The following is a 26430-nucleotide window of genomic DNA, read 5'->3' as shown; positions in this document are numbered from 1 at the left end:
CCGTTACCTTGTCAGATCGCGCAGCTTGTGTGCTGCAACTTCACGGATCAGTGCCCGAGCCAGTATCCTGTTCGGATCAAAGAGCGGTAACCCATCACTTTCTTTCTCGTGTAAAGCGAGGTTAAATTCCGTTCCTCCTAGGATGATGGACTGTGCTCCTGCTTTTTTTAATTCGGTTACGGCATTGATGATTTCCTGCCGCGCACGGTTGCTCACCGGTGCTGAAACCGCTTTGATGCCGTAAGTCGGGTCAGCGATCGCCGCCTCTATTTTCTCTTGAAGTTGTTCGTCGGCTTCCACGGCTTGCAGATCATGCTTCGCTAAGCTATTGCGGTACAATCCCGTATTTTTTGTAACGGTACTTGCCAGCACGCCCACCTGTATGAGGTCACCTTCTTGCTTAATAAAATGTGCAGTTTCCTCGACAAGGTGAAGCAGGCGTATGCGGCTGCCCGCTTTATCGAGTTCCTCTTGCACCACCTCAAAAATACGTGGGGCGTGGGCCGCATGGCAAGGCATCGCCACTACAGTAGCACCTTCTTTTTCCAACTCTAAAATGTTGCTCGCAATAGCGTAAGCAGGGTTTTCATCCCCTTTTCCCAACAAATATGCTGCCCTATCGCTAATCAGCTGTGGCTGCGAATAGAGTAAAATGGGAAGGTGATCTTGCTCCTTCTCCACGCGTGTTTCTTCAATAACCTTTGTTGCGATGTCTAGCGCAGCAAGTGGGCCGACACCTCCTACTATTCCAATCATGTCTTTCGTTCTTTAACGTTACATAGGCTTGTTCGGTAACAATCCTGTTTCTGTAATATTCAAAAATGAAGCCAAGTTGCTGTGTGGAAAGCAGCCAAGCAAGGGGCTGGAGAGATTGTGGCCTATTTTTGTATTTACCGACCTTGAATTCTTATCTTTGTCCCGAAATTTAAATAGAAGTAATGAGTAAAAATAAATTTTTCCCCCTTTGTTTGGTCGTGGCAGCAGTTGTAGTAGGCTGTCAAGATCAAAACACATCACAACAGACTGATAATCCATTACTACTCAACTACGATACGCCATTTCAGGTTCCGCCATTTGATAAAATCAAGGATGAACATTTTCGTCCGGCATTCAAAGCAGCTATTGCGCAACACAACTTAGAAATCGACTCGATTGTAAACAGCTCGGAAGAGCCAACCTTCAATAATACGATCGTAGCACTGGAAAATGCAGGGAGCTTATTGGCCAACGTGCGCACAGTATTTGGTAACTTAAACAGTGCAAATACCAACGATTCTATACAGGCTATAGACAAAGATCTGGCGCCTGTACTATCTGCTCATTCGGATGAAATATCGCTCAATGAGAAGCTCTTTGCGAAGGTGAAGACGGTGTATGACAATCGGGAAGCACTTAATCTCGATGCTGAAGATGGGAAATTGCTTGAAGAGACCTATAAAGGGTTCATCCGCTCAGGCGCAAACCTATCCACAGAAAACAAAGAGAAGCTTAAAAAGATCAACGCGCAACTCTCCGTTTTAACCACTGAATTTGGACAGAACCTGTTGACGGAAAGTAATGCTTTTGAGTTAGTGATTGATAAAGAGGCCGATCTGGCAGGTCTTCCTGCAGGCTTGATTTCTGCCGCAGCCGATGAAGCTAAAGCGAAAGACAAAGCAGGAAAATGGGTATTTACCCTGCAAAATCCATCCGTGATGCCATTTTTGCAATATGCAGACAACCGCGAACTGCGCAAAAAGATCTGGGAAGCTTACCAGAAGAGAGGTAATAACGACAACAAGAATGATAATAAAAAGGTGTTGGTCGAGATTGCTAACTTACGACTGCAAAAGGCGAAATTGCTTGGCTATGCGTCCCATGCAGCATATGTATTGGAAGAGTCAATGGCTGAAAATCCAAGCAATGTGTATGCCTTGTTAAACAAGATATGGGCACCTGCATTGGAAAAGTCTAAGGCTGAAGCATTCGACATACAGCAAGAAATTGCAGCCGCCAAAGATACGTTTACGGTAGCGCCATATGATTGGCGGTATTACCAAGAAAAAATTCGCATGTCTCGCTTTGCATTAGACGAAGCACAGATAAAACCCTATTTCAGTTTACCATCGGTGCTGGAGGGAGCTTTTGCGACAGCAAACAAGTTATATGGATTGACTTTCATTGCGTTGAACAATGTGCCAACATACCACAGTGATGTGGAAGTTTTTGAAGTAAAAGATAACGATGGTTCACATCTTGGCTTGCTCTATGCCGACTTTTTTCCTAGAGCATCTAAACGAGGCGGCGCTTGGATGACATCCTACCGTCCGCAAGGCAGGAAAGATGGCAAGCGTGTGGCGCCTGTTATCTCCATCGTGTGTAACTTTACGAAACCTGTAGGTGATGACCCTGCCTTGCTTACTTTTGATGAAGCAACAACACTATTCCATGAATTTGGCCATGCCCTGCACGGACTATTATCGAATGTGAAATACAGAAGCTTAGCAGGCACGTCCGTGCCACGTGATTTTGTGGAGCTTCCTTCACAGATTATGGAAAACTGGGCAGCAGACCCTGAAGTATTAAAGTCCTACGCAAAACATTATAAAACAAAAGAGGCAATTCCAGATTCGTTAATAGCAAAAATGGAAAAAGCAGGTACGTTTGACCAAGGCTTCGCGACGGTTGAATACTTAGCGGCATCATTGTTGGATTTGGACTACCATGCTGCAACGAAACCTATCCCGGCTGATGTCAATGCTTTTGAAGCAGCAGCCATGAAAAAGATCGGCTTAATTGATGCCATTATTCCACGCTACAGAAGCACCTATTTTCAACATATATTTGCGGGAGGCTATTCATCCGGATACTATGCCTATATATGGTCTGAGGTATTAGATTCCGACGCATTCGCCGCATTTAAAGAAAAGTCGCTTTACGATGCAGGAACAGCCGCCTCGTTCAGAAGAAACATTTTAGAACGTGGAGGAACGGGTAATCCGGCCGAGATGTATCGTACCTTCAGAGGCACGGATCCTAATCCGGAGTTTCTAATGAAAAAGCGCGGATTAAACTAATAACCAACAAAAACCCCACGAGGGGCAGCATTCACAGCGAAAGGTCGGGAGAAATTCCGACCTTTTGACATATATAGGATAGAGTAACTTTCCTCCGCCTGCTGATTCGAGACTTAACCCCTCCTTATGTATGTGATGTGTCGATTCGCTCAGCGATGCACTGTGTGTTCTTCCTCGCATGAATTTAGCCAGCAAGAAGCCGGCTGATAATTAACCTGTGAAAATAAAACGAAAGCATTTGCAGTTGTGATATTATTATTTATATTTGTTCTAAATAAAAATAAGATATGTGTCAATCCATCATATTAAGTACGAACGGAACAACATCAGTTAGTTACTGTCAACACTGCGGCAATTGTTACATCTGGCACCAAACGTTTCTACTGACCTTTGATACAGAGCAGTATGGCTGCTTTTGGAATGTCATAAAAGAAAAGATGGGTGTTGAGGAATTTTTCCGATTTCCGGATGGTATCGCACGCATTGTTTTAAATACACCCGTGCGAGAAATTGTATTCACCTTCACGCATGAGGAGTGGATAGACTTTACAAAATCAATGAATGAAGGTTTTTACATGCGACAAATCCATGAAATGATTCATCCCAATTAAGATACTAAGTCCTAGTAGCCTGTCGTCGTTTCTCAAAAAATAGGTTAGCTAGGCACAATTTGCAACAGCTCCATTACCCTTTTATGCTGAACAGCCAAAAAAGATAATGGAGCTGTTCGCTATATACTTAGCGAATTAAACTGCAGGTCATACAGTTTTTTATAGTAGCCATCGATGGCCAAAAGTTCACCATGCGTCCCAATTTCTTTGATCTCTCCTTTATCAAATACGATAATCTTATCTGCCTTTTGGATGGTGGAAAGTCGGTGTGCAATAACAATAGCTGTGCGTCCCTGCATCATGTTATCAATAGCGGTCTGGATCAGAAGCTCCGTTTCTGTATCAATGGAAGAGGTGGCCTCATCTAAAATAAGTATGGTCGGATTATGTACCAACGCCCGAATAAACGATATCAATTGGGCCTGTCCGGAAGACAATGTGGCACCGCGTTCCTGTACTTGATAATCAAAGCCTCCAGGCAATCGCATAATAAAAGAATAAGCACCCACCTTCTTAGCCGCTTGGACCACTTCCTCCCGTGTGATGTTCGGATTATGCAGGGTGATGTTGTTGAAGATACTATCCGCAAAAAGAAAAACGTCCTGGAGCACGGTGGCAATATGGTTCCGTAAATGACTCAGCTCATAGTCGCGGATATCTGTCCCGTCAAGTCGGATGGTGCCCTTTTGGATCTCGTAAAAACGGCTCAGGATATTAATTGTCGAAGATTTTCCAGCACCGGTGGCACCAACTAAAGCAAGTGTTTCGCCCGGATTGACCGTGAAATTAACATCCTTTAAAACCCATTTTTCATCGTTGTATGCAAACCATACGTGCTCGAAGTCTATTCTTCCCGCAACATGTTCGGCCGTGTGCGTACCCGTGTTGGGGGTGAAGGCATTCGTGTCTAATACCTCAAAAATTCGCTCGGCAGATACCATACCCATTTGTAAGGTGTTAAACTTATCAATAAGCTCTCGTATAGGTCTGAAAATCATGTTGATATACATCAGAAATGCCACCACAACGCCCGGCGATATCGCATTAGCCAAGATCTGCTTCGAGCCATACCACACCAAAAGACCCGTGGCAACGGCCAAGATGATCTCCAGCACCGGAAAAAAGATCGAGAAATACCAGTTGGCACGAATGTGGGCATCACGGTGTTTCTGGTTGATGGCGTTAAACTTCCGCATTTCTTGTTTTTCACGTGCAAAATATTGGATGATAGCCATGCCGCTTATATGTTCCTGCAAAAATGTGTTTAGGTTCGAAACCCAAGTTCGAACGTCTACAAAAGCAGACTTCATGGATTCTTTGAAGATATAGGTTGCCCATACCATAAGTGGCATCGGAATGAGCACAATTAATGTAAGACTCCAATCGGTGTAGAGCATGACGCCTAAGATCACGACGAGCTGCAGCAAGTCGCCAATGATCTGGATAAGTCCCTGCGAAAAGATGTTGGATATCGTCTCTAGATCGGAGATCGTACGCGTGATAAGCTTACCCAGCGGCGTGTTATCAAAGTATTTGAGCCGTAGATTGGTGATGTGGTTAAACACTTGGATCCGAATATCACGGATCACATTTTGGCCCAAAACGTTGGTAGCCAGTGTATGGTAGTAGCGAATTACTGTTTGTCCAATGAGTAAGGCCATCATTGCGATTAACATCGTCGTCAATCCAGAGGCATCTGATGTTAAGATATAGTGATCTAGCGTATACTCAATGAGCAGCGGTAGCGCTGGAGCCACGGCAGCTAACAGCACCGTGAGAATAACAGATGCCCAAAAGATGCCCTGATATGGACGCATATAATAAGCCATTCTTTTTAACAGCTTGCTGTCGTATGTTTTGCCAGATATTTTTTGTTCGCTCAACCTGTTAGTCAATATAAGGATAAATAACTCTTGTTAAATAGAGGCCATGGGCGGGCACAGAGGTGCCTGCTTTTGACCGATCTTGGCTGTTGATAACATCAACAATGGATGCGGCAGGTTTGTTTTTCAGCCCAATATCAAGCAACGTGCCTACAATGGCACGTACCATGTTGCGAAGAAAACGGTCAGCGCTAATGTGAAAGACCAACTGCCCCTGTTCGACGATCCACTCTGCTCGGGTAACGGTGCAGATATTGGTAAACACCTGAGTGTTGCTTTTTGAAAAGCATCCAAAATCCTGCTTTCCCAACAAGTAGCGGGCTGCATCATTCATTTTTGTTACATCAGGCTGTTCGCGGAGCTGCCACGACTTGTTTAAAAGAAACGGATCTTTGCCGAAATGAATACGGTATTCATAAGACCGCGCTGTGGCGTCAAAGCGCGCATGTGCATCCGGATGTAGAGCAAGTAAACGCTGCGCAGCGATGTCCGCAGGCAATAGCGAATTTAGTGCATGTAAGAAACGTGTCTGATCCCGAATCTGATTTTCTTCCACATCAAAATGTACAAAAAGCTGTTTGGCATGTACGCCTGTATCGGTGCGACCAGCACCTATAGTTTCCACCGTCGTACGTAATATCGTTTGTAACGCTTCGTTAAGCCGCTGCTGCACAGATACGGCATTATCCTGCACCTGCCATCCGTGATAACGGGTGCCATCATAACATAGCTCTAGAAAAAAACGTTGCATGCTATTTTCCACCGTGCAAAGGTAGCTAAAAGTAGGTTACGCTGCTGCGCATAAATTAGAATCTAACAATTCCATTACCGGAAATTAGCGCCTAGCAAGCTTGCATAAATAAATAAAAACGCACAGCGCATCAATCAAATTGGATTTTTTGATGTTTATAGTATATTTGTTGTGCTGTTTAAAATAACATTATGATTCAACGTATACAGACCTTATGGTTGTTAGCCGCATCAATCACTTTATTAGGATTGTTTGTCTTTCCGTATGTCAGCTTTATTGACTTGGTGGGCCTTGGAAAACAAATATTTGTTACCGGAACATATTCCTCATTGAATAATGAGATGAGTCGCGAAAATAGTTCCATCTTACAAGCCATCTTCGCCGGCATAGTCGCGGCATTCCCATTGCTTACTATCTTTTTGTTCCGAAATAGGAAGAAGCAGCTGTTGTTTGTAGGAATCGCTATTGCCTTGATCGTACTATTAGGTATTTGGATGTTCTTTTCGGCAAGCAGCGTTTTAGATACAATTTCGCAACGGCTTCAGGCCGGAAACATAGGTGTTGCTTTCTTTTTATTGCCCATTGCCATCATCTTCCTGTCGATGGCCATAGGAGGTATCCGCCGCGATGAAAAGTTGATCAAATCTGCAGATCGTTTACGATAAGGCTATGAATGGATTAAAGTGGTATATCGTTCCCCTTGTATTACTGCTCGGACTGAGCGTGCGTGCGCAAGAAAATGAGGGAAAGAACATGCTCGACAACATGCAGATCGATATAAAAAGCGTGTCTATGAATGGGAAGAAGGACACGTTAACGATCGACTTATTCCTGATCTCTTACCAACTGGATCAACGCGAATTTAAGTTGAATACCTACGCCACCCAGGTGGTGGATACGAAGGGGCAGCAGCATCTGTATGCGTCGATGAAGATGGGCCGTGTAACGATTAATATCGCCGATCGGCAAAACTACCTGCATTATCTATTTGAAGAAAATGTACCGGTTCCGTTGACTATTCAATACGCCGCTTGGGCGGGAAAAAAACCTAAAAAGCTACTCCTGGTCTTCGAAGATAGTGCCGAAATCGGAAAATTTATAACACAAGAGGTGGATCTGTAGATCCACCTCTTGTGTTTTATAGGGCTATTGCGGAGCAGTCGCTATGTTTGCTTGTTTACCGCGAATAGCGGAATTGCTGTTTGTCCATCATCGACATTTGATCTTTCATCATTTTTATCTGATCGGCCAGCAACTTGTTTTTATCTGCTTTCTTCGCTTCGGCAAGTAATTTTTCCGCTTCTCGCTTATTTCTCTTTGCCATTGCCACACCCGCAAGGCTAAGTTTCGCCAACGCCACGTTATGATCCATATGCAAACCAAGCGTCAGCGCTTTTTTGAAAAACTTCTCCGATTGCAAGGGCGCACGCTGTGATTCGATAATGCCCAACAGCATATGATAATAACCATATTGTGCAGAGATAAGTTGTTTCTCGTAATTGGTGATTCTCTTCAACCACGCTTCAGCCTTTGGCATATTTTCCTTACGCAGGAACCACTGGGCGAGCAACATGTTTTCATTAAAAAATACAGTAACCCAAGCCAGGATCGTGAGTAAAATACCTAAGATACCTAAGCCCCAATGTCCAAACCAAAAGAGTACTACTGTTCCGATAAGCAGCAGACTACTCAGGATTATTCGAACTATATTCGACATATTGATGTTTCTTTAAAGATGAATTTAGCCACAAATATCCGGTTATTTTGGAGCTTATACAACTCGTTTAGCTTATAAAATTGTAAAATTGTACATTTGTTGTATGTCAGAACGTTATCATCCAAGCTGGGAGCCTATACTGAAGCCATTGCTGAAGCAAGATTTCATGCGAAAATTATCCATGTTTGTTCAGCAGGAACGAAAAACGTCGCTCGTGTTTCCTCCTGAAAACTTGGTATTCAACGCCTTTAAACTGACCGCTTTTGAAGATGTTAAGGTCGTTATCCTGGGGCAGGATCCCTACCATAACGATGGGCAAGCCCACGGACTTTCATTTTCTGTTCCAGCAGGTATCATGCTGCCGCCATCATTGCGAAATATTTATGCCGAGCTGACTACCGATATTCCGGGCTTCGTGATGCCCCAGTCTGGAGATTTGACTGCTTGGGCAAAGCAAGGCGTGTTGCTTTTAAATGCAACACTGACGGTGCGCGCCCACCAGGCGGCATCGCACCAAAAAAAGGGTTGGGAAGAATTTACCGACCAAATCATTCACACGGTATCCCAAAAGTTAGATCACGTGGTGTTTATCCTTTGGGGAAGTTATGCACAAAAGAAAGCAGCGCTGATAGACGACAAACGACATTTGATTCTCAGATCGGTACACCCCTCTCCACTTTCCGTATACCGCGGATTCTTCGGCTGCAAGCATTTTTCGAAAGCCAATGATTACCTTGCCGCGGCGGCTAAATCCCCGATAAATTGGCAGGTCTAGGCATATCGCTCTTTTAGACCTTTATACTGATGGTCAGCGATATCAAGCTTTTGTATGTGGGTTATACGAATTTTGCGGCCTTGTTGCTTAATATGCGTGAACAATAGGTGGCTGTCATAGGTGATTTCGAAGGGCTCTTTCAGGTTGATCGGCTCCATAGGCTCTCCTAACACCACGTATTCCAGATCTCCCTTTGATGTAAACCGCTTAATAATCACGCTGTCTTCGCTCGTTGCCTGTACGCAAAACCAAGCGCCGTCACCTACGCCGCCCAAATACTGCGCATCCTTTGGAACGCTGATGGGTTTTGACGGGAAATGCATATAACCGATGATGAGGTCATTGGGTAGACACGACGCCTTCTTCCGGTTAACGTTATCCCCTAGCTTCTTCCATAAAAAGGCAAAAGATTGCCAGCGATTCATCTTGAAATGTCTTAGACCCTGCTCGATCGTGAAAGAATAGATCATTCGGTTAGAAACCGCATTGACAACATTACTGATAGGACTGGCCTTGATGGTTTCCGGGAAATTGATGCTATGGTTCCACCGGTATTTCTGGGAGGCCTTCATTAACATCCGTGTTATAAAACGCGAACAGTTGTTGTTATTTTTCGCGACAGCTCCATAGGGGTAAGTACCCTGATGTACACAATCATCACCATACGCTTTCGCCAATTCGAAATTAATGCCGTTAGCAATAGAGAAATACAAAATTCCTTCGCCATACATCGCATTTTTTAGCTGCTCCAATTGTAAAATGATCTGTTCAAGATTGTCTATTTCTTCACCTTTGAAGGTTGCTTTAAACTTGATTTCCAAGCGTGGGTCCGAAAATTTTGAGCGGGCACGACCGTAGCCACGCGGCGTTATGTAGCGTCCGAAATCGTAAAAAAGCATCTCTCCTGTATCTCTTTTCAGGATCACAATACCGGTGTGGCCGACTTTGAAATTCAAGTTTTTGACAATGCCTATTTTTTTAAAAAACATCATCCATTTTTCGTCACCCCGTATCGTCGCATCTGGCCAGGTAAGAATCAAAGCCAAATCGTTGTATTCCATTTGGTTAAACTGCATCAAATCTCCATTTAATAGGCAAGCGGCACAATAGGTTCTTTTTTACTCGTCGACATAATCATCATCGTTTGAAACGTTTTTACGAAAGGAATCTTTGAGATTTTTTCCATGATGACGGTCTCATAGGCCTTGATATCTTTCACGTACACCTTAAGAATGAAGTCGCAGTTGCCCGTAACGTGATGGCATTCCGTGACTTCGGGGATCAATTTCACCGCTTCAACAAATTCAGGTATAGCATTTTGGGTATGGAAGTCAAGCGATATTTGAATAAACGACTTAATGCCCAAGCCTAGTTTTTCTTCATCAACAAAGGCGTGGTAGCTTTTGATAAAACCGGAATTTTCCAGCTTGCGAACCCTTTCTAATGTAGGTGCAGGGGATAGACCAATGTTGGACGCCAGCTGCAGATTCGTTATTCGGCCGTTCTCTTGCAACAACTTCAAGATCTTTAAATCTGTTTTATCAGGTTGGTAAGGCATTTTTTGTATATACGTAAATCGAATATTTAATTTTACAATCAGTAAATATACGAAATTTTATTTTGATCAAAAGTCTTTTCGTGCTTAGGTTGGTCATAGATAAAATTTATGTTAACAGGCTATTGTTATCATATTAGATTATTCGAAATCATGTGAATGTAAAAAAGCAGATTCTCAGATCGTTCACGAAGCAGCAGAAAGAGATTTATATCATTTTTTTTGCTGATATGGCTTATTTATGGCCAGCGGTAATACCGTTAATTGTATATTAAATCGTATCTTTGTAGTCCAAATTAAGGTAGGAATCGCCGATTAAAATAAGGGGAAGAGAAATGAGTACCAAAGACGACGAATTACTAAAAGAGTTAGAACTCGAAGAATATAAATACGGTTTTACAACCGATATAGAGATGGAAATTGCTCCGAAGGGGCTTAATGAGGATACAATACGTTTAATTTCCGAAAAGAAAAATGAGCCTTCTTGGCTGTTGGAATGGCGCTTAAAAGCATTTCGTCATTTTTTAACGATGAAAATGCCTACTTGGCAAAACTTTAAAAACCCAGAAGTGGATTTTCAGGAACTTTCTTACTACGCAGCTCCGAAAGCTAAGAAGCAATTGGAGAGTATGGACGAAGTGGATCCCGAATTGATAGCGACATTTGAAAAACTAGGCATTCCTTTAGATGAGCAAAAGATCTTAGCCGGCGTTGTCGCTGTGGATGCTGTATTTGATTCCGTCTCGGTAAAAACTACATTTCGGGAAAAACTGAAAGAGCAAGGTGTCATCTTCTGTTCTTTTGGTGAAGCTGTTCAAGAGTATCCGGAATTGATCAAAAAATACTTAGGCACTGTTGTTCCGCAAACGGATAATATTTACGCGGCATTGAATTCTGCTGTTTTTTCTGATGGCTCGTTTGTCTACATCCCAAAGGGCGTGCGTTGTCCTATGGAGCTTTCGACATACTTCCGCATCAACGCACAAAACACAGGGCAATTTGAGCGCACGTTGATTGTTGCCGACGAAGGGTCTTACGTATCCTATTTAGAAGGGTGTACAGCGCCTATGCGTGATGAAAATCAATTGCATGCTGCTGTGGTGGAATTAATCGCGGAGCGCGATGCGGAAATCAAGTACTCGACTGTGCAAAACTGGTATCCTGGCGATAAAGACGGAAAAGGCGGTATCTATAATTTTGTCACCAAGCGTGGTATATGCAAAGGTGATAACGCAAAAATATCCTGGACACAGGTGGAAACAGGTTCAGCCATCACATGGAAATATCCTGGTGTTATTTTGAAAGGGGATAATTCCGTAGGTGAGTTTTATTCGGTGGCGATGACACGAAACAAACAGGTGGCAGATACCGGAACGAAAATGATACACTTAGGGAAAAACACACGCTCCAAGATCGTGTCTAAAGGGATCTCCGCAGGTTTAAGCCACAACAGCTACCGCGGCTTGGTAAAAATTGGGCCGAATGCCGATAGAGCACGAAACTTCACCCAATGCGATTCGTTGCTGATTGGTGATCGCTGTGGAGCACACACCTTCCCTTACATTGAAAACAAAAACCGCACGGCAAAACTCGAGCACGAGGCCACCACGTCAAAAATTGGGGAGGATCAGGTTTTCTACTTGAACCAACGGGGAATTGATTCCGAGAAGGCCGTAGGGCTGATCGTGAATGGTTACGCGAAAGAAGTGTTAAACCAATTGCCCATGGAGTTTGCCGTAGAAGCGCAAAAGCTCCTAGCAATATCGCTAGAAGGTTCAGTAGGTTAAATTTTAAAAATTAACGATGGGACGTCGATTGTCGACGCTGTTCGTAAGCAATACAGAATAACATGTTATCAATCAATAATTTGCACGCGTCTATAGAAGACAAACAAATATTAAAGGGATTAAACTTAGAAGTTAAAGCAGGCGAAGTCCATGCTATCATGGGTCCAAATGGTGCGGGAAAAAGCACCTTGGGAAATGTACTGGCCGGCCGAGATTCTTACGAAGTAACGGATGGTACGGCATTGTTGGATGGCGTCGATCTTCTAGATTTATCGCCCGAAGATCGTGCACGGGAAGGTCTATTTTTAGCCTTTCAATATCCGGTAGAAATTCCGGGGGTATCCAATATTAACTTCTTAAAAACGGCTGTAAACGATATACGTGAATATAAAGGTTTGCCTCCTATGGAAGCAAAGGAGTTTTTACAAACCGTTAAGGATAAACAGAAGCTCGTTGAATTTTCGGCCAATCTAGCTAATCGTTCACTGAACGAAGGTTTTTCCGGCGGCGAGAAAAAGCGTAATGAAATATTTCAGTTGGCGATGTTAAATCCTAAACTGTCTATCTTGGATGAGACTGATTCGGGATTAGATATCGATGCCTTACGTATCGTTGCAAACGGGGTGAATCAATTGCGATCAGCCGGCAATGCTTTTGTCGTGATTACGCACTACCAAAGACTTTTGGATTACATTGTTCCGGATTTTGTGCATGTACTTTACAATGGCCGCATTGTAAAAACTGGCCCTAAAGAACTTGCGCTGGAATTGGAAGAAAAAGGATACGATTGGTTAAAAGAATACGATACGCAAACCGCATAACAAAACTTATCGATGGATAATTTCAATAGCGGATTGATAAAAAATAACATGAGTACATTAGTTGCAGATTCATTATATCAACAGTTGGTTTCTTCGTTCCATGAAATTGGAAATGCCCAAGAGCCTGCAGAGCTGCTTTCTTTGCGACAGGCAGCCTTTGAGCGCTTTCAAAAGGAAGGCTTCCCGACTGTTAAAAACGAAGAGTGGAAATACACAAACCTACATAGCCTGATCAGTACACCTTACGTATTGGATACCGAGCTTACGTTACCTAATAACATTGACCTTGACAAAGCTGTTATTCCAGAGCTTGACGCATACCGCATCGTGTTGGTGAACGGGCGATATGTCGCTGCATTATCCGCTCTGGATGAAGAAATGGGACTTGTTGTTAAAACCATAGCAGACGCGCATGGGGAGGCAAATTTTCAGAAACACTATGCACAGCATGCCGATAAAGCTGATAATGTTTTCGTACAGCTAAACACAGCATTACAACATGCCGGACTATATATTGCCGTATCAAAAAACAAAATTGTCTCCAAGCCCGTACATATTATACATGTCGCCGCAGGAGACACCGAGTTTTTCTCACAAACGCGTAATCTTATTGTGTTGGAGGAAAATGCCGAAATCGAAGTAGTAGAATCGTTCATAACCCATGCTGCTGCCGCAAAAAACCTAAACACAAAGGTTACCGAGATTGTTTTGGACAAAAACGCCAAAATGCAGCATTATTATTTGCAAGTATCGCAAGATAGCAGCAATTATATTCATCACACCGAAGTCTGCCAAGAGCAGCATAGCTTGTACAATAATTACAATTGTAATTTACCTGGAGCATCGTTTGTTCGACATAATATCAATGTGAGATTGGATGCAGAAAACGTAGAGTCTCATCTGTACGGTATCAACTTGACCTCGGGCAAGCAATTGGTCGATAATCATACCATTGTAGACCATATGAAGCCGCACTGCGAATCTTATGAGTGGTACAAGAATATTCCGCAGGAAGAGTCTACGGCAGTGTTCAATGGTAAAATCTTTGTACGGGAAGATGCACAAAAAACAAATGCTTTCCAACAAAATAATAATATGCTAATCGGCGATAAGTCTACGGTTTATACCAAGCCACAGTTGGAAATTTTTGCCGATGACGTAAAGTGCTCGCATGGTTGTACGATGGGCCAATTTGATGATGAAGCCCTATTCTACTTGCGCGCCAGAGGGATTGGAGAGGAGTCTGCACGTATTTTATTGGTCCATGCTTTTGCTTTTGATGTTACCTCTCGTTTTTCAAACCAGGTCGTTAGAAACTATGTAGAAGATCTAGTTGCTGTAGGTCTTGAAGGGAAGGCAAGTTAAAAATGTGATTTACCTGTCAACAGGCTTTTTATAAGATAATGAAAGCGTTTGGTTCCACCGAACGCTTTTTTCGTATACATGCTTTACTTATGCTGAGATGTGTCGGCCGTTAACACCAGCTTTTATTGCACAAAAAAAGCTCTCCGTTTAAGAGAGCTTTAGAGCGAAAGACGAGATTCGAACTCGCGACCCCAACCTTGGCAAGGTTGTGCTCTACCAACTGAGCTACTTTCGCTGATTGTGGTACAAAGGTACCAATTTAACAAATAGCTGTCAACATGTTTTTGAAAATTAATTTGAAGCTTCGCGATGCCTGCAGGGCAAGTCACACCCTGGTGTATTTCGTTAGGCAGAGAGCCGTACTACACGCGTATGGCATCCACGCAATTAATGCCATCAATAGCAGCAGATACGATGCCGCCCGCGTATCCAGCGCCTTCACCACATGGATACAAGCCAGCGACTTCCGGATGTTGAAAGCTGTCCTTGTCACGCGGTATGCGCACCGGCGATGATGTTCTGGATTCAACACCGACAAGAATTGCTTCGTTCGTATAATAACCTTTCATTTTCTTGCCAAATAGAGGTAGGGCGCCGCGCAAAGCCTCATGCACAAATGGGGGTAAAACCGCGTTGAGATCGGCACTTCGAGTTCCGGGCTTGTACGAGTTATCGGGCAGATCGTTCGACAGCCGATTTTGTACAAAATCAACCATACGCTGCGCCGGAGCTACCAATTTTCCGCCGCCAGCTTGAAACGCCAGTCGTTCTATATCGCGTTGAAAATCCAGCAGAGCAAATGCATGGCTACTGGCGTCGGGGACATCTTCCAAGTTTACTTGAATAACAGTGCCTGAATTAGCATGTGGATTGTTGCGCTTAGAAGGTGACCACCCGTTAACGACGATCTCTTCATGTGCTGTGGCGCAAGGCGCTATGATGCCGCCAGGGCACATACAAAAGGAAAATACGCCACGGTTGTTGACCTGCTCCACCAAGCTGTAATAAGCTGGGGGCAGGTTTTCATGTCGTGTAGAGCAATGGTACTGCGCACGATCAATAATATCTTGCGGATGTTCTATACGTACACCTAAGGCAAAAGGCTTCGCTTCGACCATCCAACCCTTGCGTTGGAATAGATAGAACATATCCCGAGCGGAGTGACCGGTTGCAACGATTACATGATCAGCGGCTATCGTTTCCCCTTGATTGGTTCGTACACCTTTTACTTTTCCAAATGCTTCTAAAATATCATCAACGCGACAGTCAAATCGGATCTCTCCGCCATACTCCAAGATCTTATGACGCATATCCTCAATGATATGGGGGAGTTTATTTGTTCCAATATGTGGTCGCGCGTCAACTAGGATATCTTCCGTAGCGCCGTGATTTACAAAGATCTGTAACACTTTCTGCACGTCGCCGCGTTTATTGGATCGTGTATAGAGTTTCCCGTCCGAATAGGTTCCGGCACCGCCCTCACCGAAGCAATAGTTAGATTCTGGGTTTACTACCCCCTCTCGATTAATAAGTGCGAGATCGCGACGGCGATCTTTCACAGACTTTCCACGTTCCAGAACAATGGGTTTGAGTCCTCTCTCCAAACAGCGATAGGCAGCAAATATGCCCGCCGGCCCCGCGCCGACGATGATAACCGAAGGAGCATCGTGCACGTTTCTCATTGTCGGAGAAAAAACATGCGGAGCAGGCGTTTCATCAATAAAAAACAACACGCGTAATCGATAGCGTACTTGGCGCCCACGAGCGTCAATAGAGCGCTTCACGATGTGCTGCCCCTTAATGCGGTCTTTGTTGATGTTTAATTTCTGGCTGCCGATATCCCGTAAATAATCGGTATCGTGTATGTATTCGGGCGCTAAGGCGATTTCGATCTCTTTTTGCATATACTCGTGCTGGGTTTTTATCCCAAAACCTTGCAAAGTTAAGCATTGTCTGCCAAAATGCCTCGTTTTCTCAGCTTGGTATATGCTTTGTTAATACTTTCTACTGTTAAACATTTTTATTATTTTTATAAAAAATAGATTAAAATTTTGCACATGAAAAGATTACTAATTGTTTTTGTTGGACTGTTCACCGCTCTTTCTTTCAGCTCTTGTGGTTATAATACGATGGTATCGAAAGATGAAAACGTGAAGGGGAAATGGGCACAAGTGGAAAATGCCTATCAGCGTCGCGCAGATCTTATTCCCAATCTAGTTGCCACCGTAAAAGGTGCGGCGCAGCACGAGGAAGGCACTCTAACAGCGGTTGTTGAAGCGCGCGCTAAAGCGACTTCAGTTAACGTCGATCCGTCAAACCTCTCCGATGAGGCAATTGCAAGTTTTCAGCAAACCCAGGACGCACTATCCCAGTCTATCGGTCGGTTATTGGTTAGTGTAGAGGCATACCCTGACCTCAAGGCTAATGCTAATTTTCAGGAATTGCAGGTGCAGTTAGAGGGAACAGAAAACCGGATATCTGTGGAACGCAAAGCTTTTAATGATGCCGTGCAAGATTACAATACGACCGTACGCAGTTTTCCAAATAATATTATGGCCAGTATGTTCGGATTCAAAGCCAAAGGAACATTCAAAGCAACGGAAGGATCTGATAAAGCCCCTACGGTTGCATTTTAATAAAGCACATGCAGGTGATAAACGGCGGTAGCGTATTGCAAAACGTCGTTTTAGCCGTTTTTGTTGAAAGATGACGGATATATTAACAACAAGTGAACAGGAGCGCGTGGTACAAGCCATCAGCGTGGCGGAAAGCAAAACTTCGGGCGAAATTCGCTTGGTGGTTGATCAGAAGGTAGCTGGCGCTTCGGTAATCGAGGCAGCAGTCTATTATTTTCGCAAGCTGGAGATGGATAAAACTGCTCTCAAAAATGGCGTATTGATCTATTTGGCCGTCGAAGATCACGAATTTGCAATCATAGGCGACAGTGGAATCAATACAAAGGTCGGAGACGATTTTTGGGACGAAACAAAGGAGCAAATGGCTACGCTGTTTAAAGCAGGGAGCTTAGTGGAAGGATTGGTAGCGGGTATTCATCATGCCGGAGAGCAATTACAACTTTTTTTTCCTAGTCGACCCGACGATGTGAACGAACTTCCCGATGACATTTATTTTGGAAAAAACTAATTCATTCATGCATGTACTAACAGGGTTCCTACCCGCTAAAAGGAAGCTGGTCTTCTTTTTTATAGCGTCATGGCTATCGGTCTTTTTTGTACAAGCTCAGGATTTGCCAGCCGCACCAGATCACTTGGTTACGGACTACACAGGCACATTACATGCCGATGAAATACAGACGCTGGAAAATAAACTTCTGGCTTTTGAAGATAGTACCTCAACACAGATCGCGGTTGTACTTATCAATACCACGGATGGCTACGAAATCGCTGACTATGCGGTTCGCTTGGCTAAAAAATGGGGTGTTGGCGGGAAGAAATACAATAACGGGATTATGCTACTGGCTGCGATCGATGACCGCGCCGTAACCATTCAAACAGGATATGGCCTAGAGGGAGCGTTGCCAGACGTGATCACCTACAGGATTATAAAAAATGAAATTACGCCCGCATTCCGCCAGCAGGATTATTTTGAAGGCTTAAACCGCGCTACTGATGCGATAATATCCTATACAAAGGGAGAATATAAGGCAGATCCACGGGAAAGAAACCGTAAGAGTGAGGGCGGGGGCGTGCCTTTTGTGGTGATTATTATTGTGATCATCATTATCATATCCATCGCCTCCAAAAATGGTGGCGGCGGTAATCGTGGCGGACGAGTACTCACTGGACGCGGTGCGTCTGATCTATTTTGGTGGAGCTTGCTCAATAGCTTAGGAGGCAGTGGTGGACGTCGCGGCGGAGGCGGCGGTTTCGGAGGTGGCTTTGGCGGCGGAAGTAGTGGTGGCGGCGGCGGATTTGGCGGCTTCGGCGGAGGTGGCTTCGGAGGCGGCGGTTCCAGTGGAAATTGGTAACAGGCCAAAGTTGACTTTTTGGCTTTAATACAGTCAATACATAGGAGATAAGTCGAGATAGTGATATGAAATGTGTGTTGAAAAGCAAACATCAGCGCATTAACGATGACCATACAAGAATAAATTTTATACACATGAAAAAAATAACGTTAACATACATGGGGTTGATTCCAGCGCTTTTATTCGCACAAGAGGAATTCACCCTAAACGGTAAAATTGGAAATACGCAGCCGGGAGCAAAAGTGTTCATCCAATATCAAGACAACGGTCAGGGTGTTATAGATTCGGCGAACATAACAAACGGAGCCTTCAAATACCAAGGTGCTGTTGCTGAACCCACACAAGCCCGTATGTTTCTTTCCGCAGAAGGAAAAACGATGTCCGAACTACGAGAGGGCAGCCAGCGTCCGCCAATGAACTCGGTTTATTTATCTAAAGGCGTCATCCAGTTTGAAGGAACAGATTTTGAATCGGCAGTAAGTAAAGGGAATACAATCAACGACGATTATGCGAAGTACAAAGGTTTGCTGAAAGGTCTAGAGACAGAATTCGCCGCATTAGATGCCGAATATCAAGCCGCTTCCGATGAACAAAAGAAAGACGAAACGTTTATTCAAGGATTACAAGCGAAGGCTGCTGTGATCTACGAAAAGCAAGAGGCTGTCAATCAAGATTTTGTTAAAGCCAACCCCAATAGCTATGTCGCTTTGTCGATCTTAGATGAACTGGCCTCGCCGGAGAATCTAACTTCTTTTGTCAAACCGGCATACGACGGTCTTGCCGCGAATTTGAAAGCGACCACATTAGGCAAAAGATTAGCCGATAAGGTGGCATCTATGGAAAAATTGGCTGTTGGTGCTTTGGCGCCTGATTTTTCGCTTCCTGATACCACGGGTAAAGAGCTTAAATTATCGTCGCTAAGAGGTAAATATGTTTTGGTTGACTTCTGGGCCAGCTGGTGTGGCCCTTGTCGCCATGAAAATCCAAATGTGGTGGCCGCCTTTAATAAATTTAAAGACAAGAATTTTACGGTATTGGGAGTTTCCCTAGATCGTCCGGGTAAGAAAGAGGATTGGTTAAAAGCTATCCAGGACGATCAATTGGGCCAGTGGCCTCAGGTCTCCGATCTCCAATTTTGGAATTCTCCGGTAGTGGAGCTCTATTCGATCCGCGGGATTCCGCAAAACTATTTACTTGATCCTAATGGGAAAATCGTCGCCTCAAATTTGCGCGGCGAAGCTCTGGAAGAAAAACTACAGGAAATATTGAAATAAGAACTTAAAGTAAAGCACAAGAAAGGCTATCTGAGACAGATAGCCTTTTTTTGTGCCTGTGTTGTTATACCTGTTATAACGACAGGATCTCCACGATTCTTGTCAGATTCTCATTAATCTTATTAATGTGCTTGATCGCTTTGTTGAAAGGGGTGAATTGCACTTGGCCACAGATCAAACCCGCCATTTCTCCGCGGCGTCCCGCAATCAAAGCCTCTACAGACGCTACACCAAGCCTGCTCGCTAACACGCGATCCATACAGGTTGGTTTTCCGCCCCGTTGAATGTGTCCGAGGATAGATAAGCGTACATCATAATGCGGGAAGTTCTCCTGAATCCGTTCAGCAACAACAATTCCGCCCTCCTTATCGCCTTCAGCCACGATGATAATACGAGAAGATTTATTTTTGCGGGTTTTGTCCAGCCTCTTCATAATGGCGTCGTAGTCTACTTGCAGCTCTGGAATCAAAACAGCTTCAGCACCGGTACTAATACCGGAACGTAGCGCGATCAATCCAGAATCGCGGCCCATCACCTCGACCACAAATAAACGGTCATGCGATTCCGCAGTATCTCTGATTTTGTCGACGGCGTCAACAACGGTATTTATTGCGGTGTCGTACCCAATAGTGAAGTCTGTGCCGGCAAGGTCATTATCAATCGTTCCGGGTATCCCGATGATTGGGATATCAAACTCTTCAATAAATTTGGAGGCGCCTGTGAACGTTCCATCGCCGCCGATAACAACAAGGGCATCAATTTCCAGCTTTTTAACATTTTCGAATGCTAGCTTACGGCCTTCATATGTTCTGAACTCGTCGCTTCTGGCCGTTTTCAAGACTGTTCCGCCGCGTTGAATAATGTTTGCTACAGATTTAGCATCCATAGAAATGATATCGCCCTGCACCAAGCCATCGTATCCTCTGCGGACACCAAAAACATTAAGGCCATTGTAAATACCGGCTCTAACTACCGCCCGAATGGCTGCGTTCATTCCCGGAGAATCGCCGCCAGATGTTAAAACTGCAATATTTTTTATCGTTTTCATGTTATAAGTTGAAAGTGTCTTATTTATTTTTAAACAAATCAATTCCCCGCTGTAGATAAGCGCTATAGGCCGAAATATCATAATTTGCACCCGTAGGAGGAAGTAGTACCTTGCCTTCGGTGTCTACAATGACGTACAGAGGCTGCGAGTTGCTGTTGAAAGTCGCTGCTTGAAAGTCACTATTCTTTTTACCAATGGTGTTGATCTTCTTTCCCGAATAGCTCGACACATACTGTTCTTCGGCCTGCATCTCGGTGCGGTCGTCTACAAACAGTTCAATCATCACAAACTCATTCCGAAGCAGTGTGGCCACTTGCGGATCTGTCCATACATTGGCTTCCATTTTACGGCAGTTTACGCAGTTCCATCCTGTGAAATCGATAAGGGCGGGTTTGCCAAGGTCTTTGGCGGCTGCAAGTCCCTCCTCATAATCATAGTAGGGCTCGAAACCTTTTGGCGTGCCCCGCTCATGGAAAATCTCGTAGTATTTTTTCTTTTGTCCGCCCGCTTTATCCGTTTGTGGCGTGGTTGCATACCCCGCTACGGATAGATCAAAATCCTGTGTTGCCGATGGTGGCAAAAAGGCTGATATGGATTTTAGCGGAGCACCCCACATACCGGGCACCATATACACCACGAAAGAAAATACAATGATGGCAAAGATCGTGCGGGGAACCGAAAGATGTGTGAGCGGACTATCGTGGGCAAAGCGGATCTTGCCGATGAGGTAAAGCCCCATCATGCCAAAGATGACGATCCATAGCGCTAAAAACACTTCGCGATCTAACCAGTTCCAGTGATAGGCCAAGTCGACATTCGATAGGAACTTGAGGGCCAACGCCAGTTCTAAAAAAGCGAGGACCACCTTGACACTATTAAGCCAACCACCTGATTTGGGCAGCGATTTGAGCATGGAAGGGAATACCGCAAAGATGACAAAAGGGATCGCTAGAGCAAGGGAGAAACCGAGCATACCTACAGCAGGCCCTAAGCGCTCGCCTTTGGAGGCCGCTTCCACCAATAGGGTACCGATGATCGGCCCGGTGCAAGAGAACGATACCAATGCAAGGCTGAAAGCCATGAAAAACAAGCCGAGTAAGCCTCCCTGGTCAGACCGGGCATCGATCTTGTTGACAAAAGAACTGGGCAGTGTCAATTCGAAAGCGCCGAAAAAGGACGCGGCAAAGGCCACCAATATTAAAAAGAAAATAAAGTTGAACACGCCATTCGTAGAAAGCGCATTGAGTGCATCCGAACCGAAGGTGATGGTAATCAGCATGCCTAAGGCAACATAGATAACAACGATAAATAGGCCATAAAGCAGCGCCTGCGAAACGGCCTTTAGCCTCGACCCTGCACGCTTGGTGAAGAAGCTCACGGTAAGAGGGACCATAGGAAATATGCAAGGCATAATAAAAGCAGCGAAGCCACCCAACAGCCCGGCGATAAAGATGCCCCACAACGATTGTTTTTGCTGCCCGGCATCAGCCTGTTGGCTTGCGGCGGCGGCGGCGGAACTATCCGGAGACACGGTATCCGCTGGACTTTCGCTGAATACCAGATCTTCAGGCACGCTCAATAGCGTATCCGCAGCGGTGGTAGATTCATCGACGCTTACAGAACCATCCGTAAACGTTACATCTTCCGCTGAGATAAGACTGTCTTGTTGAGCTAATGCAGTATGGAGAGAGAGAAATGTTACGAGTTGTAGAAGTACAACACACTTTGTTAGTAAACGCATGCCTATTATTGATAAATCGCTAAAATAAAAAAAAGGCAGTAAAACCCACTGCCTTATTCATTCTTATATGTACAAATACTACTTAATTGTGACGTTGAAGGCATATTCCTCCGGAGGGAGGCATTGACTCTTATCACAGGCCATAAACTCAACAACGCCTTTTACTGTTGTCTGGTCTTTATTTAACTTCACCTTTTGTTGGAACGTTACCTCCTTCGCATAAAAAGGGACATTCATTTTAAAGTCTTTTTCATATTTGGATTGCGGATTAGGTGCTGCGACCTTTCCGTTTAACGCGAAGTCTTTGGACGGTGTAAATTGGAACGATGTCGAGATCGGCCCCCCCTCAGGCACGTTCAAGCCATAGATGTGCCAACCTTCTTGTATGGTAGCTTTAACAAAAACAACGGCTTCTTTACTATTGAGTTTTTTGGAAGCTACGGTCCATTTTACGGGGTTGTAAATTTGCGCAGCCGCACCAAAAACCGTGCATAAAACCGTAATAATTACTAAACTTAATTTTTTCATATACATATTGTTTACTTGATGGACTACTCGCACATCGTAAAGTTTAAATCAAAGCTAGAAAACATTTGCGAATATTAATAATCAGAGGCGTTAATGGGAAAGTAAATTTACTGTTATATTATAAAGGTAATTTCCTTATTGTCGAATGTACGTATTTGATTATCAACCAAGACATGTAATCGACCCTGCTCATCCACTTTTTTGATCTCCGCCATTGTCTCTATCCCATCAATCAGAAACGCAGCGACAATACCTTTTCGGAATAATTGATTGTTATAATAGCGAAGTAGGGAAATCCCATCAGCGCGTGCAGAAGTTTCATATACTGTTAAGATAGTTGTTAGCAGCGCGATGCATAGATTTTGAAGATCTATTTCATCTTTTGCGATGCTCTCCAGGCGCATAGATGTGGTTTTACCTGCAATGGAATCCGGAAAGGAAATTTGATTGGCGTTAACGCCAATACCGACAATGGAGGTGTGTATGTTTGCACCGGCTAACTTGTTTTCTATTAATATGCCACATATTTTTCTGTTATTGATGTAGATATCATTCGGCCATTTGATGCGGGCGTCTAAACCATATTGTTTCAACCCCGTCTGGATACCAAGGCATACGATCATGTTTAAATCAAACGATTTGCTGCTAGGGAAGTTCTTAGGGTAGAGCGCAAAGCTGAACGTGAGGTTTTCGTCTTTTGACGTGAGCCAGGTGCTGCCACGCTGCCCTCTACCATGCGTTTGATTCCTTGCCATAATGGCAGTCGCTTCGGCAAGTGGCTTAATATTTGACAAAAGTTCTTTCAAATAATCATTCGTAGATGATACCTCATCCAATACAATTAAATTTTGTCTAAGGTAAAGTCGGGAAAATGTGTTATTTTGCAAGGGAGAACAATTAAAAACAGTAAAATATTATTCAAAACTAATATTTTTTAATGAGTAAAAATACAAAAACGCAATTGTCGGGAAAGCTTGCTGAAGTGGTAGTCTTGGGCATGCAGGAGAAGAAGGGAAATGAAATTGTGCGAATGGACATGCGCAGCGTGAATGCTACCCTCTCAGATTATTTTGTTATTTGTCATGCAGACTCTACGATACAAGTTAATGCGATCGCAAAGAGTGTAGAAGATGAGGTTTATAAGGCCTTTGGACAAGAGCCTTGGCACAAAGAAGGGCACGGTAACGGAGAATGGATTTTATTGGATTTCGTGGATGTGGTTGTGCATATCTTCAAAACAGAAAAAAGAAGCCATTATGGCATAGAAGACTTGTGGGGAGACGCACAAGTGCAGTCGTATCAAAGTGCGTGACACTTTTAACAAATAATAGACAGATATAACAAAATATAATGAAGAAAATTCCGAATAAAAAAGTGACACCCGTTCCGCCAAAATTTAATATGATGTGGCTCTGGATATTGATTATCCTTGGTTTTTTCGGTCTACAGTACTTCTTTAGCAGCGAGTCTACTAAAAAAATAACGTACGCGGATTTTGAAGAAAGGATGCTTCGTCCTGGCGATGTGGAGCGGTTGGTAGCTTTCAAGAATAACGATTTGATTGATGTTGAGGTATATATCAAAAAAGATAAACTTAGTGAAGATAAGTACAAAGAAGTAACGCCCAATTCCAATTCACTGATGCTCACACCGTCTGCGGGCCCTCAATATGTGTTCACGGAACCTTCTGCGGAAATATTGGAGAAAAAACTAAACGCTTCGCAAGATAGCTTATCATCCGACCATGCAAAAGTTGCAGTGAACTATGAGGATCGCTCAAACCCTTGGGCGGGTTGGTTTATTTCGTTTATGCTGCCGCTATTGATCATCGTGGCAATTTGGATGCTGCTCATGCGTAGAATGGGTGGCGGAGCCGGCAGCGGTGGCGGTGCTATTTTTAATATCGGTAAATCGAAGGCGCAGCTTTTTGACAAAGAATCGCAGATCAATATCACATTCAATGACGTGGCGGGGCTGGAAGAGGCGAAGACAGAGGTTATGGAAATCGTCGACTTCTTAAAAAACCCAAAGAAATATACGGATTTAGGTGGTAAAATTCCGAAAGGCGCATTGCTAGTCGGCCCTCCGGGTACTGGTAAAACATTATTGGCAAAAGCGGTGGCTGGTGAGGCACAGGTTCCTTTCTTTTCGCTCTCTGGCTCTGACTTTGTGGAAATGTTTGTCGGTGTAGGTGCTTCTCGTGTACGCGACCTTTTCAAGCAGGCTAAAGAAAAAGCACCCTGTATCATCTTCATCGACGAGATCGATGCTATCGGTCGTGCCCGTGGTAAAAACTCGGTCATGGGGGGCAACGATGAGCGCGAAAATACATTGAATCAATTGTTGGTAGAGATGGATGGATTCGGCACGAACCTAGGTGTTATCATATTGGCCGCAACCAACCGTTTAGATGTCTTAGACTCTGCGTTGTTGAGACCCGGACGATTTGATAGACAAATTTCTATTGATAAACCCGATTTAATTGGCCGTGAACATATTTTTAGTGTACACTTGAAACCGCTGAAGCTTTCTGAGGAAGTGGATGCTAAAAAACTATCGGCTCAAACACCTGGTTTTGCGGGTGCAGAGATTGCGAACGTGTGTAACGAAGCCGCACTTATTGCTGCAAGGAAAAACAAAACTGCCATAGATATGCAGGATTTCCAAGATGCGGTAGACCGTGTGATTGGAGGGCTTGAGAAAAAGAATAAAATCATATCACCAGATGAGAAAAAAATTGTTGCCTACCATGAGGCCGGGCATGCGATTGCAGGTTGGTTCTTAGAGTATGCTGATCCATTGGTAAAAGTCTCTATCGTACCGCGTGGCGTTGCCGCTTTGGGCTACGCACAATATCTTCCTAAAGAGCAGTTTTTGTATACTACAGAACAATTGTTGGATAGCATGTGTATGACTATGGGCGGTCGGGTGGCCGAAGATATCACGTTTGGACGGATCAGTACAGGTGCGCAGAACGACTTGGAACGGATCACCAAGCTGGCCTATGCCATGACAGCTGTTTATGGGATGAACGACAAGGTCGGTAACGTGTCTTTTCGCGATAGCTCTGGAGATTCGCAGTTTCAAAAGCCCTATTCAGACCAAACAGCTGAACTTATCGACGAAGAAGTGCGCATATTGATTTCAGCAGTCTATGAGCGAACGAAACAGTTGTTGGTTGATAAACAAGATGGTCTGATCAAGATCGCCGAGAAGCTATTGGAAAAAGAGATCCTGTTTCAAAGTGATTTGGAAGAAATCTTGGGCAAACGTCCATTTGAGAACAGGACCACTTATGATGAATTCGTAAACGGCGGCGTCGATGGTGGCGGAGTGCCGCAGACTGACTTACCATTAGACTTACCTCCGGAAGGTGGTTCTACTGAAGCTAAAGCTGAGGATAAAGACAATTTCAAAGGCTAAGAACGAGACATCGGCATAAGAAAGGGCAACCTGGAGAGGACAAGGATTACTAACAGCTTACGCGTTACGGTAGGGAATTATAACGAAGCAATCTTCGTATTTTAAAC

General features: G+C 44.1%; 25 protein-coding genes and 1 tRNA gene. 14 read left to right on the top strand and 12 right to left on the bottom strand.

Going from position 1 to position 26430, the window contains the following annotated elements; genetic code table 11:
- Window positions 1-3 precede the first annotated feature (3 nt).
- Window positions 4-756 (bottom strand): aspartate/glutamate racemase family protein, encoded by a 753-nt coding sequence (locus B0I21_RS06615; RefSeq protein ID WP_133639688.1) that lies wholly within the window; start codon window positions 754-756, stop codon window positions 4-6.
- Window positions 757-938: 182 nt separating this feature from the next.
- Here B0I21_RS06615 and B0I21_RS06610 point away from each other — a divergent pair, with 182 nt between their 5' ends.
- Entirely contained in the window at window positions 939-3056 is a 2118-nt protein-coding gene (locus B0I21_RS06610) for a M3 family metallopeptidase (RefSeq protein ID WP_133639687.1), read from the top strand.
- A gap of 287 nt (window positions 3057-3343) precedes the next feature.
- Complete coding sequence (locus B0I21_RS06605; RefSeq protein ID WP_133639686.1) at window positions 3344-3667, top strand: hypothetical protein; 324 nt, start codon at window positions 3344-3346, stop codon at window positions 3665-3667.
- 119 nt (window positions 3668-3786) lie between these two features.
- On the opposite strand, the gene B0I21_RS06600 is transcribed toward B0I21_RS06605, so the two are convergent.
- Complete coding sequence (locus B0I21_RS06600; protein ID WP_208292279.1) at window positions 3787-5496, bottom strand: ABC transporter ATP-binding protein; 1710 nt, start codon at window positions 5494-5496, stop codon at window positions 3787-3789.
- Between the two features lie 58 nt (window positions 5497-5554).
- Window positions 5555-6301, bottom strand: coding sequence for a tRNA pseudouridine(38-40) synthase TruA (gene truA, locus B0I21_RS06595; protein ID WP_208292278.1), 747 nt, complete (start codon window positions 6299-6301; stop codon window positions 5555-5557).
- Window positions 6302-6492: 191 nt separating this feature from the next.
- On the opposite strand from truA, the gene B0I21_RS06590 reads away from it, so the two are divergent.
- A complete protein-coding gene (locus B0I21_RS06590; RefSeq protein ID WP_133639683.1) occupies window positions 6493-6966 on the top strand; it encodes a DUF4293 domain-containing protein in 474 nt (157 codons plus the stop codon).
- 4 nt (window positions 6967-6970) lie between these two features.
- The gene (locus tag B0I21_RS06585; protein WP_133639682.1) at window positions 6971-7423 is read left to right on the top strand and encodes a hypothetical protein; all 453 of its coding nucleotides are present in this window, start codon (window positions 6971-6973) and stop codon (window positions 7421-7423) included.
- A gap of 55 nt (window positions 7424-7478) precedes the next feature.
- On the opposite strand, the gene B0I21_RS06580 is transcribed toward B0I21_RS06585, so the two are convergent.
- Complete coding sequence (locus B0I21_RS06580; RefSeq protein ID WP_133639681.1) at window positions 7479-8018, bottom strand: tetratricopeptide repeat protein; 540 nt, start codon at window positions 8016-8018, stop codon at window positions 7479-7481.
- Window positions 8019-8121: 103 nt separating this feature from the next.
- On the opposite strand from B0I21_RS06580, the gene ung reads away from it, so the two are divergent.
- The gene (ung, locus tag B0I21_RS06575; protein WP_133639680.1) at window positions 8122-8793 is read left to right on the top strand and encodes a uracil-DNA glycosylase; all 672 of its coding nucleotides are present in this window, start codon (window positions 8122-8124) and stop codon (window positions 8791-8793) included.
- Here ung and B0I21_RS06570 read toward each other — a convergent pair.
- Together B0I21_RS06570 and B0I21_RS06565 are read right to left on the bottom strand one after the other, a co-directional pair.
- Window positions 8790-9869, bottom strand: a complete 1080-nt coding sequence (locus B0I21_RS06570) for a DUF6695 family protein (protein ID WP_133639679.1) — start codon at window positions 9867-9869, stop codon at window positions 8790-8792. The genes ung and B0I21_RS06570 overlap by 4 nt on opposite strands.
- Window positions 9870-9880: 11 nt before the next feature.
- On the bottom strand, window positions 9881-10351 hold the full coding sequence (locus tag B0I21_RS06565) for an Lrp/AsnC family transcriptional regulator (RefSeq protein WP_037497143.1): 471 nt from the start codon (window positions 10349-10351) through the stop codon (window positions 9881-9883).
- 332 nt (window positions 10352-10683) lie between these two features.
- On the opposite strand from B0I21_RS06565, the gene sufB reads away from it, so the two are divergent.
- The 3 genes from sufB (at window position 10684) to sufD (ending at window position 14321) form a co-directional block, all read left to right on the top strand.
- On the top strand, window positions 10684-12135 hold the full coding sequence (gene sufB, locus B0I21_RS06560) for a Fe-S cluster assembly protein SufB (RefSeq protein ID WP_133639678.1): 1452 nt from the start codon (window positions 10684-10686) through the stop codon (window positions 12133-12135).
- 62 nt (window positions 12136-12197) lie between these two features.
- The gene (gene sufC / locus B0I21_RS06555; RefSeq protein ID WP_133639677.1) at window positions 12198-12956 is read left to right on the top strand and encodes a Fe-S cluster assembly ATPase SufC; all 759 of its coding nucleotides are present in this window, start codon (window positions 12198-12200) and stop codon (window positions 12954-12956) included.
- A 48-nt stretch (window positions 12957-13004) separates the two neighbouring features.
- Window positions 13005-14321: a Fe-S cluster assembly protein SufD gene (gene sufD, locus B0I21_RS06550; RefSeq protein ID WP_243835967.1), complete on the top strand. Its 1317-nt coding sequence runs from the start codon at window positions 13005-13007 to the stop codon at window positions 14319-14321.
- Between the two features lie 162 nt (window positions 14322-14483).
- Here the strand turns inward: sufD and B0I21_RS06545 are convergent.
- Window positions 14484-14556: transfer RNA gene (locus B0I21_RS06545), tRNA-Gly, on the bottom strand.
- 127 nt (window positions 14557-14683) lie between these two features.
- Window positions 14684-16225 carry an NAD(P)/FAD-dependent oxidoreductase gene (locus B0I21_RS06540; protein WP_133639675.1) on the bottom strand — a complete coding sequence of 514 codons (1542 nt, stop codon included), beginning with the start codon at window positions 16223-16225 and terminating at the stop codon, window positions 14684-14686.
- Window positions 16226-16378: 153 nt separating this feature from the next.
- On the opposite strand from B0I21_RS06540, the gene B0I21_RS06535 reads away from it, so the two are divergent.
- The 4 genes from B0I21_RS06535 to B0I21_RS06520 all read left to right on the top strand — a co-directional run bounded on the left by B0I21_RS06535 (window position 16379) and on the right by B0I21_RS06520 (window position 19583).
- Window positions 16379-16957 (top strand): LemA family protein, encoded by a 579-nt coding sequence (locus tag B0I21_RS06535; protein WP_133639674.1) that lies wholly within the window; start codon window positions 16379-16381, stop codon window positions 16955-16957.
- A gap of 70 nt (window positions 16958-17027) precedes the next feature.
- Entirely contained in the window at window positions 17028-17465 is a 438-nt protein-coding gene (locus B0I21_RS06530) for a TPM domain-containing protein (RefSeq protein ID WP_133639673.1), read from the top strand.
- A 7-nt stretch (window positions 17466-17472) separates the two neighbouring features.
- Window positions 17473-18309 carry a TPM domain-containing protein gene (locus B0I21_RS06525; RefSeq protein ID WP_133639672.1) on the top strand — a complete coding sequence of 279 codons (837 nt, stop codon included), beginning with the start codon at window positions 17473-17475 and terminating at the stop codon, window positions 18307-18309.
- 134 nt (window positions 18310-18443) lie between these two features.
- Window positions 18444-19583, top strand: a complete 1140-nt coding sequence (locus B0I21_RS06520; RefSeq protein WP_133639671.1) for a TlpA disulfide reductase family protein — start codon at window positions 18444-18446, stop codon at window positions 19581-19583.
- 73 nt (window positions 19584-19656) lie between these two features.
- Here B0I21_RS06520 and pfkA read toward each other — a convergent pair whose 3' ends face one another.
- The 4 genes from pfkA to B0I21_RS06500 all read right to left on the bottom strand — a co-directional run bounded on the left by pfkA (window position 19657) and on the right by B0I21_RS06500 (window position 23736).
- Window positions 19657-20631, bottom strand: a complete 975-nt coding sequence (gene pfkA / locus B0I21_RS06515; RefSeq protein ID WP_133639670.1) for a 6-phosphofructokinase — start codon at window positions 20629-20631, stop codon at window positions 19657-19659.
- Between the two features lie 19 nt (window positions 20632-20650).
- Window positions 20651-22372 (bottom strand): protein-disulfide reductase DsbD family protein, encoded by a 1722-nt coding sequence (locus tag B0I21_RS06510; protein ID WP_133639669.1) that lies wholly within the window; start codon window positions 22370-22372, stop codon window positions 20651-20653.
- A 78-nt stretch (window positions 22373-22450) separates the two neighbouring features.
- Window positions 22451-22900 carry a protein-disulfide reductase DsbD domain-containing protein gene (locus tag B0I21_RS06505; RefSeq protein WP_208292277.1) on the bottom strand — a complete coding sequence of 150 codons (450 nt, stop codon included), beginning with the start codon at window positions 22898-22900 and terminating at the stop codon, window positions 22451-22453.
- Window positions 22901-23013: 113 nt separating this feature from the next.
- Window positions 23014-23736 (bottom strand): biotin--[acetyl-CoA-carboxylase] ligase, encoded by a 723-nt coding sequence (locus B0I21_RS06500; RefSeq protein ID WP_208292276.1) that lies wholly within the window; start codon window positions 23734-23736, stop codon window positions 23014-23016.
- A 101-nt stretch (window positions 23737-23837) separates the two neighbouring features.
- Between B0I21_RS06500 and rsfS the strand changes: the two genes are divergently transcribed.
- Together rsfS and ftsH are read left to right on the top strand one after the other, a co-directional pair.
- The gene (gene rsfS / locus B0I21_RS06495) at window positions 23838-24212 is read left to right on the top strand and encodes a ribosome silencing factor (RefSeq protein ID WP_037497090.1); all 375 of its coding nucleotides are present in this window, start codon (window positions 23838-23840) and stop codon (window positions 24210-24212) included.
- Between the two features lie 38 nt (window positions 24213-24250).
- On the top strand, window positions 24251-26323 hold the full coding sequence (gene ftsH / locus B0I21_RS06490; protein ID WP_133639666.1) for an ATP-dependent zinc metalloprotease FtsH: 2073 nt from the start codon (window positions 24251-24253) through the stop codon (window positions 26321-26323).
- Window positions 26324-26430: the final 107 nt, after the last annotated feature.

The organism is Sphingobacterium paludis (assembly GCF_004364125.1).
Classification (GTDB): domain Bacteria; phylum Bacteroidota; class Bacteroidia; order Sphingobacteriales; family Sphingobacteriaceae; genus Sphingobacterium; species Sphingobacterium paludis.
This window is presented reverse-complemented; position numbering and strand designations above follow the sequence as displayed.

Excerpts from the sequence above, each read along its gene's own strand:
- sufD (WP_243835967.1), top strand. The coding sequence starts at position 13,005 with ATGAGTACATTAGTTGCAGATTCATTATATCAACAGTTGGTTTCTTCG.
- B0I21_RS06565 (WP_037497143.1), bottom strand. The coding sequence starts at position 10,351 with ATGCCTTACCAACCTGATAAAACAGATTTAAAGATCTTGAAGTTGTTG.
- B0I21_RS06520 (WP_133639671.1), top strand. The coding sequence starts at position 18,444 with ATGAAAAAAATAACGTTAACATACATGGGGTTGATTCCAGCGCTTTTA.
- B0I21_RS06540 (WP_133639675.1), bottom strand. The coding sequence starts at position 16,225 with ATGCAAAAAGAGATCGAAATCGCCTTAGCGCCCGAATACATACACGAT.
- B0I21_RS06600 (WP_208292279.1), bottom strand. The coding sequence starts at position 5,496 with ATGGCTTATTATATGCGTCCATATCAGGGCATCTTTTGGGCATCTGTT.
- B0I21_RS06590 (WP_133639683.1), top strand. The coding sequence starts at position 6,493 with ATGATTCAACGTATACAGACCTTATGGTTGTTAGCCGCATCAATCACT.
- B0I21_RS06605 (WP_133639686.1), top strand. The coding sequence starts at position 3,344 with ATGTGTCAATCCATCATATTAAGTACGAACGGAACAACATCAGTTAGT.
- B0I21_RS06530 (WP_133639673.1), top strand. The coding sequence starts at position 17,028 with ATGACGGATATATTAACAACAAGTGAACAGGAGCGCGTGGTACAAGCC.
- B0I21_RS06510 (WP_133639669.1), bottom strand. The coding sequence starts at position 22,372 with ATGCGTTTACTAACAAAGTGTGTTGTACTTCTACAACTCGTAACATTT.
- B0I21_RS06525 (WP_133639672.1), top strand. The coding sequence starts at position 17,473 with ATGCATGTACTAACAGGGTTCCTACCCGCTAAAAGGAAGCTGGTCTTC.
- B0I21_RS06585 (WP_133639682.1), top strand. The coding sequence starts at position 6,971 with ATGAATGGATTAAAGTGGTATATCGTTCCCCTTGTATTACTGCTCGGA.
- B0I21_RS06580 (WP_133639681.1), bottom strand. The coding sequence starts at position 8,018 with ATGTCGAATATAGTTCGAATAATCCTGAGTAGTCTGCTGCTTATCGGA.
- B0I21_RS06610 (WP_133639687.1), top strand. The coding sequence starts at position 939 with ATGAGTAAAAATAAATTTTTCCCCCTTTGTTTGGTCGTGGCAGCAGTT.
- sufB (WP_133639678.1), top strand. The coding sequence starts at position 10,684 with ATGAGTACCAAAGACGACGAATTACTAAAAGAGTTAGAACTCGAAGAA.
- truA (WP_208292278.1), bottom strand. The coding sequence starts at position 6,301 with ATGCAACGTTTTTTTCTAGAGCTATGTTATGATGGCACCCGTTATCAC.
- B0I21_RS06615 (WP_133639688.1), bottom strand. The coding sequence starts at position 756 with ATGATTGGAATAGTAGGAGGTGTCGGCCCACTTGCTGCGCTAGACATC.
- pfkA (WP_133639670.1), bottom strand. The coding sequence starts at position 20,631 with ATGAAAACGATAAAAAATATTGCAGTTTTAACATCTGGCGGCGATTCT.
- B0I21_RS06570 (WP_133639679.1), bottom strand. The coding sequence starts at position 9,869 with ATGCAGTTTAACCAAATGGAATACAACGATTTGGCTTTGATTCTTACC.
- B0I21_RS06535 (WP_133639674.1), top strand. The coding sequence starts at position 16,379 with ATGAAAAGATTACTAATTGTTTTTGTTGGACTGTTCACCGCTCTTTCT.
- rsfS (WP_037497090.1), top strand. The coding sequence starts at position 23,838 with ATGAGTAAAAATACAAAAACGCAATTGTCGGGAAAGCTTGCTGAAGTG.
- B0I21_RS06505 (WP_208292277.1), bottom strand. The coding sequence starts at position 22,900 with ATGAAAAAATTAAGTTTAGTAATTATTACGGTTTTATGCACGGTTTTT.
- sufC (WP_133639677.1), top strand. The coding sequence starts at position 12,198 with ATGTTATCAATCAATAATTTGCACGCGTCTATAGAAGACAAACAAATA.
- ung (WP_133639680.1), top strand. The coding sequence starts at position 8,122 with ATGTCAGAACGTTATCATCCAAGCTGGGAGCCTATACTGAAGCCATTG.
- ftsH (WP_133639666.1), top strand. The coding sequence starts at position 24,251 with ATGAAGAAAATTCCGAATAAAAAAGTGACACCCGTTCCGCCAAAATTT.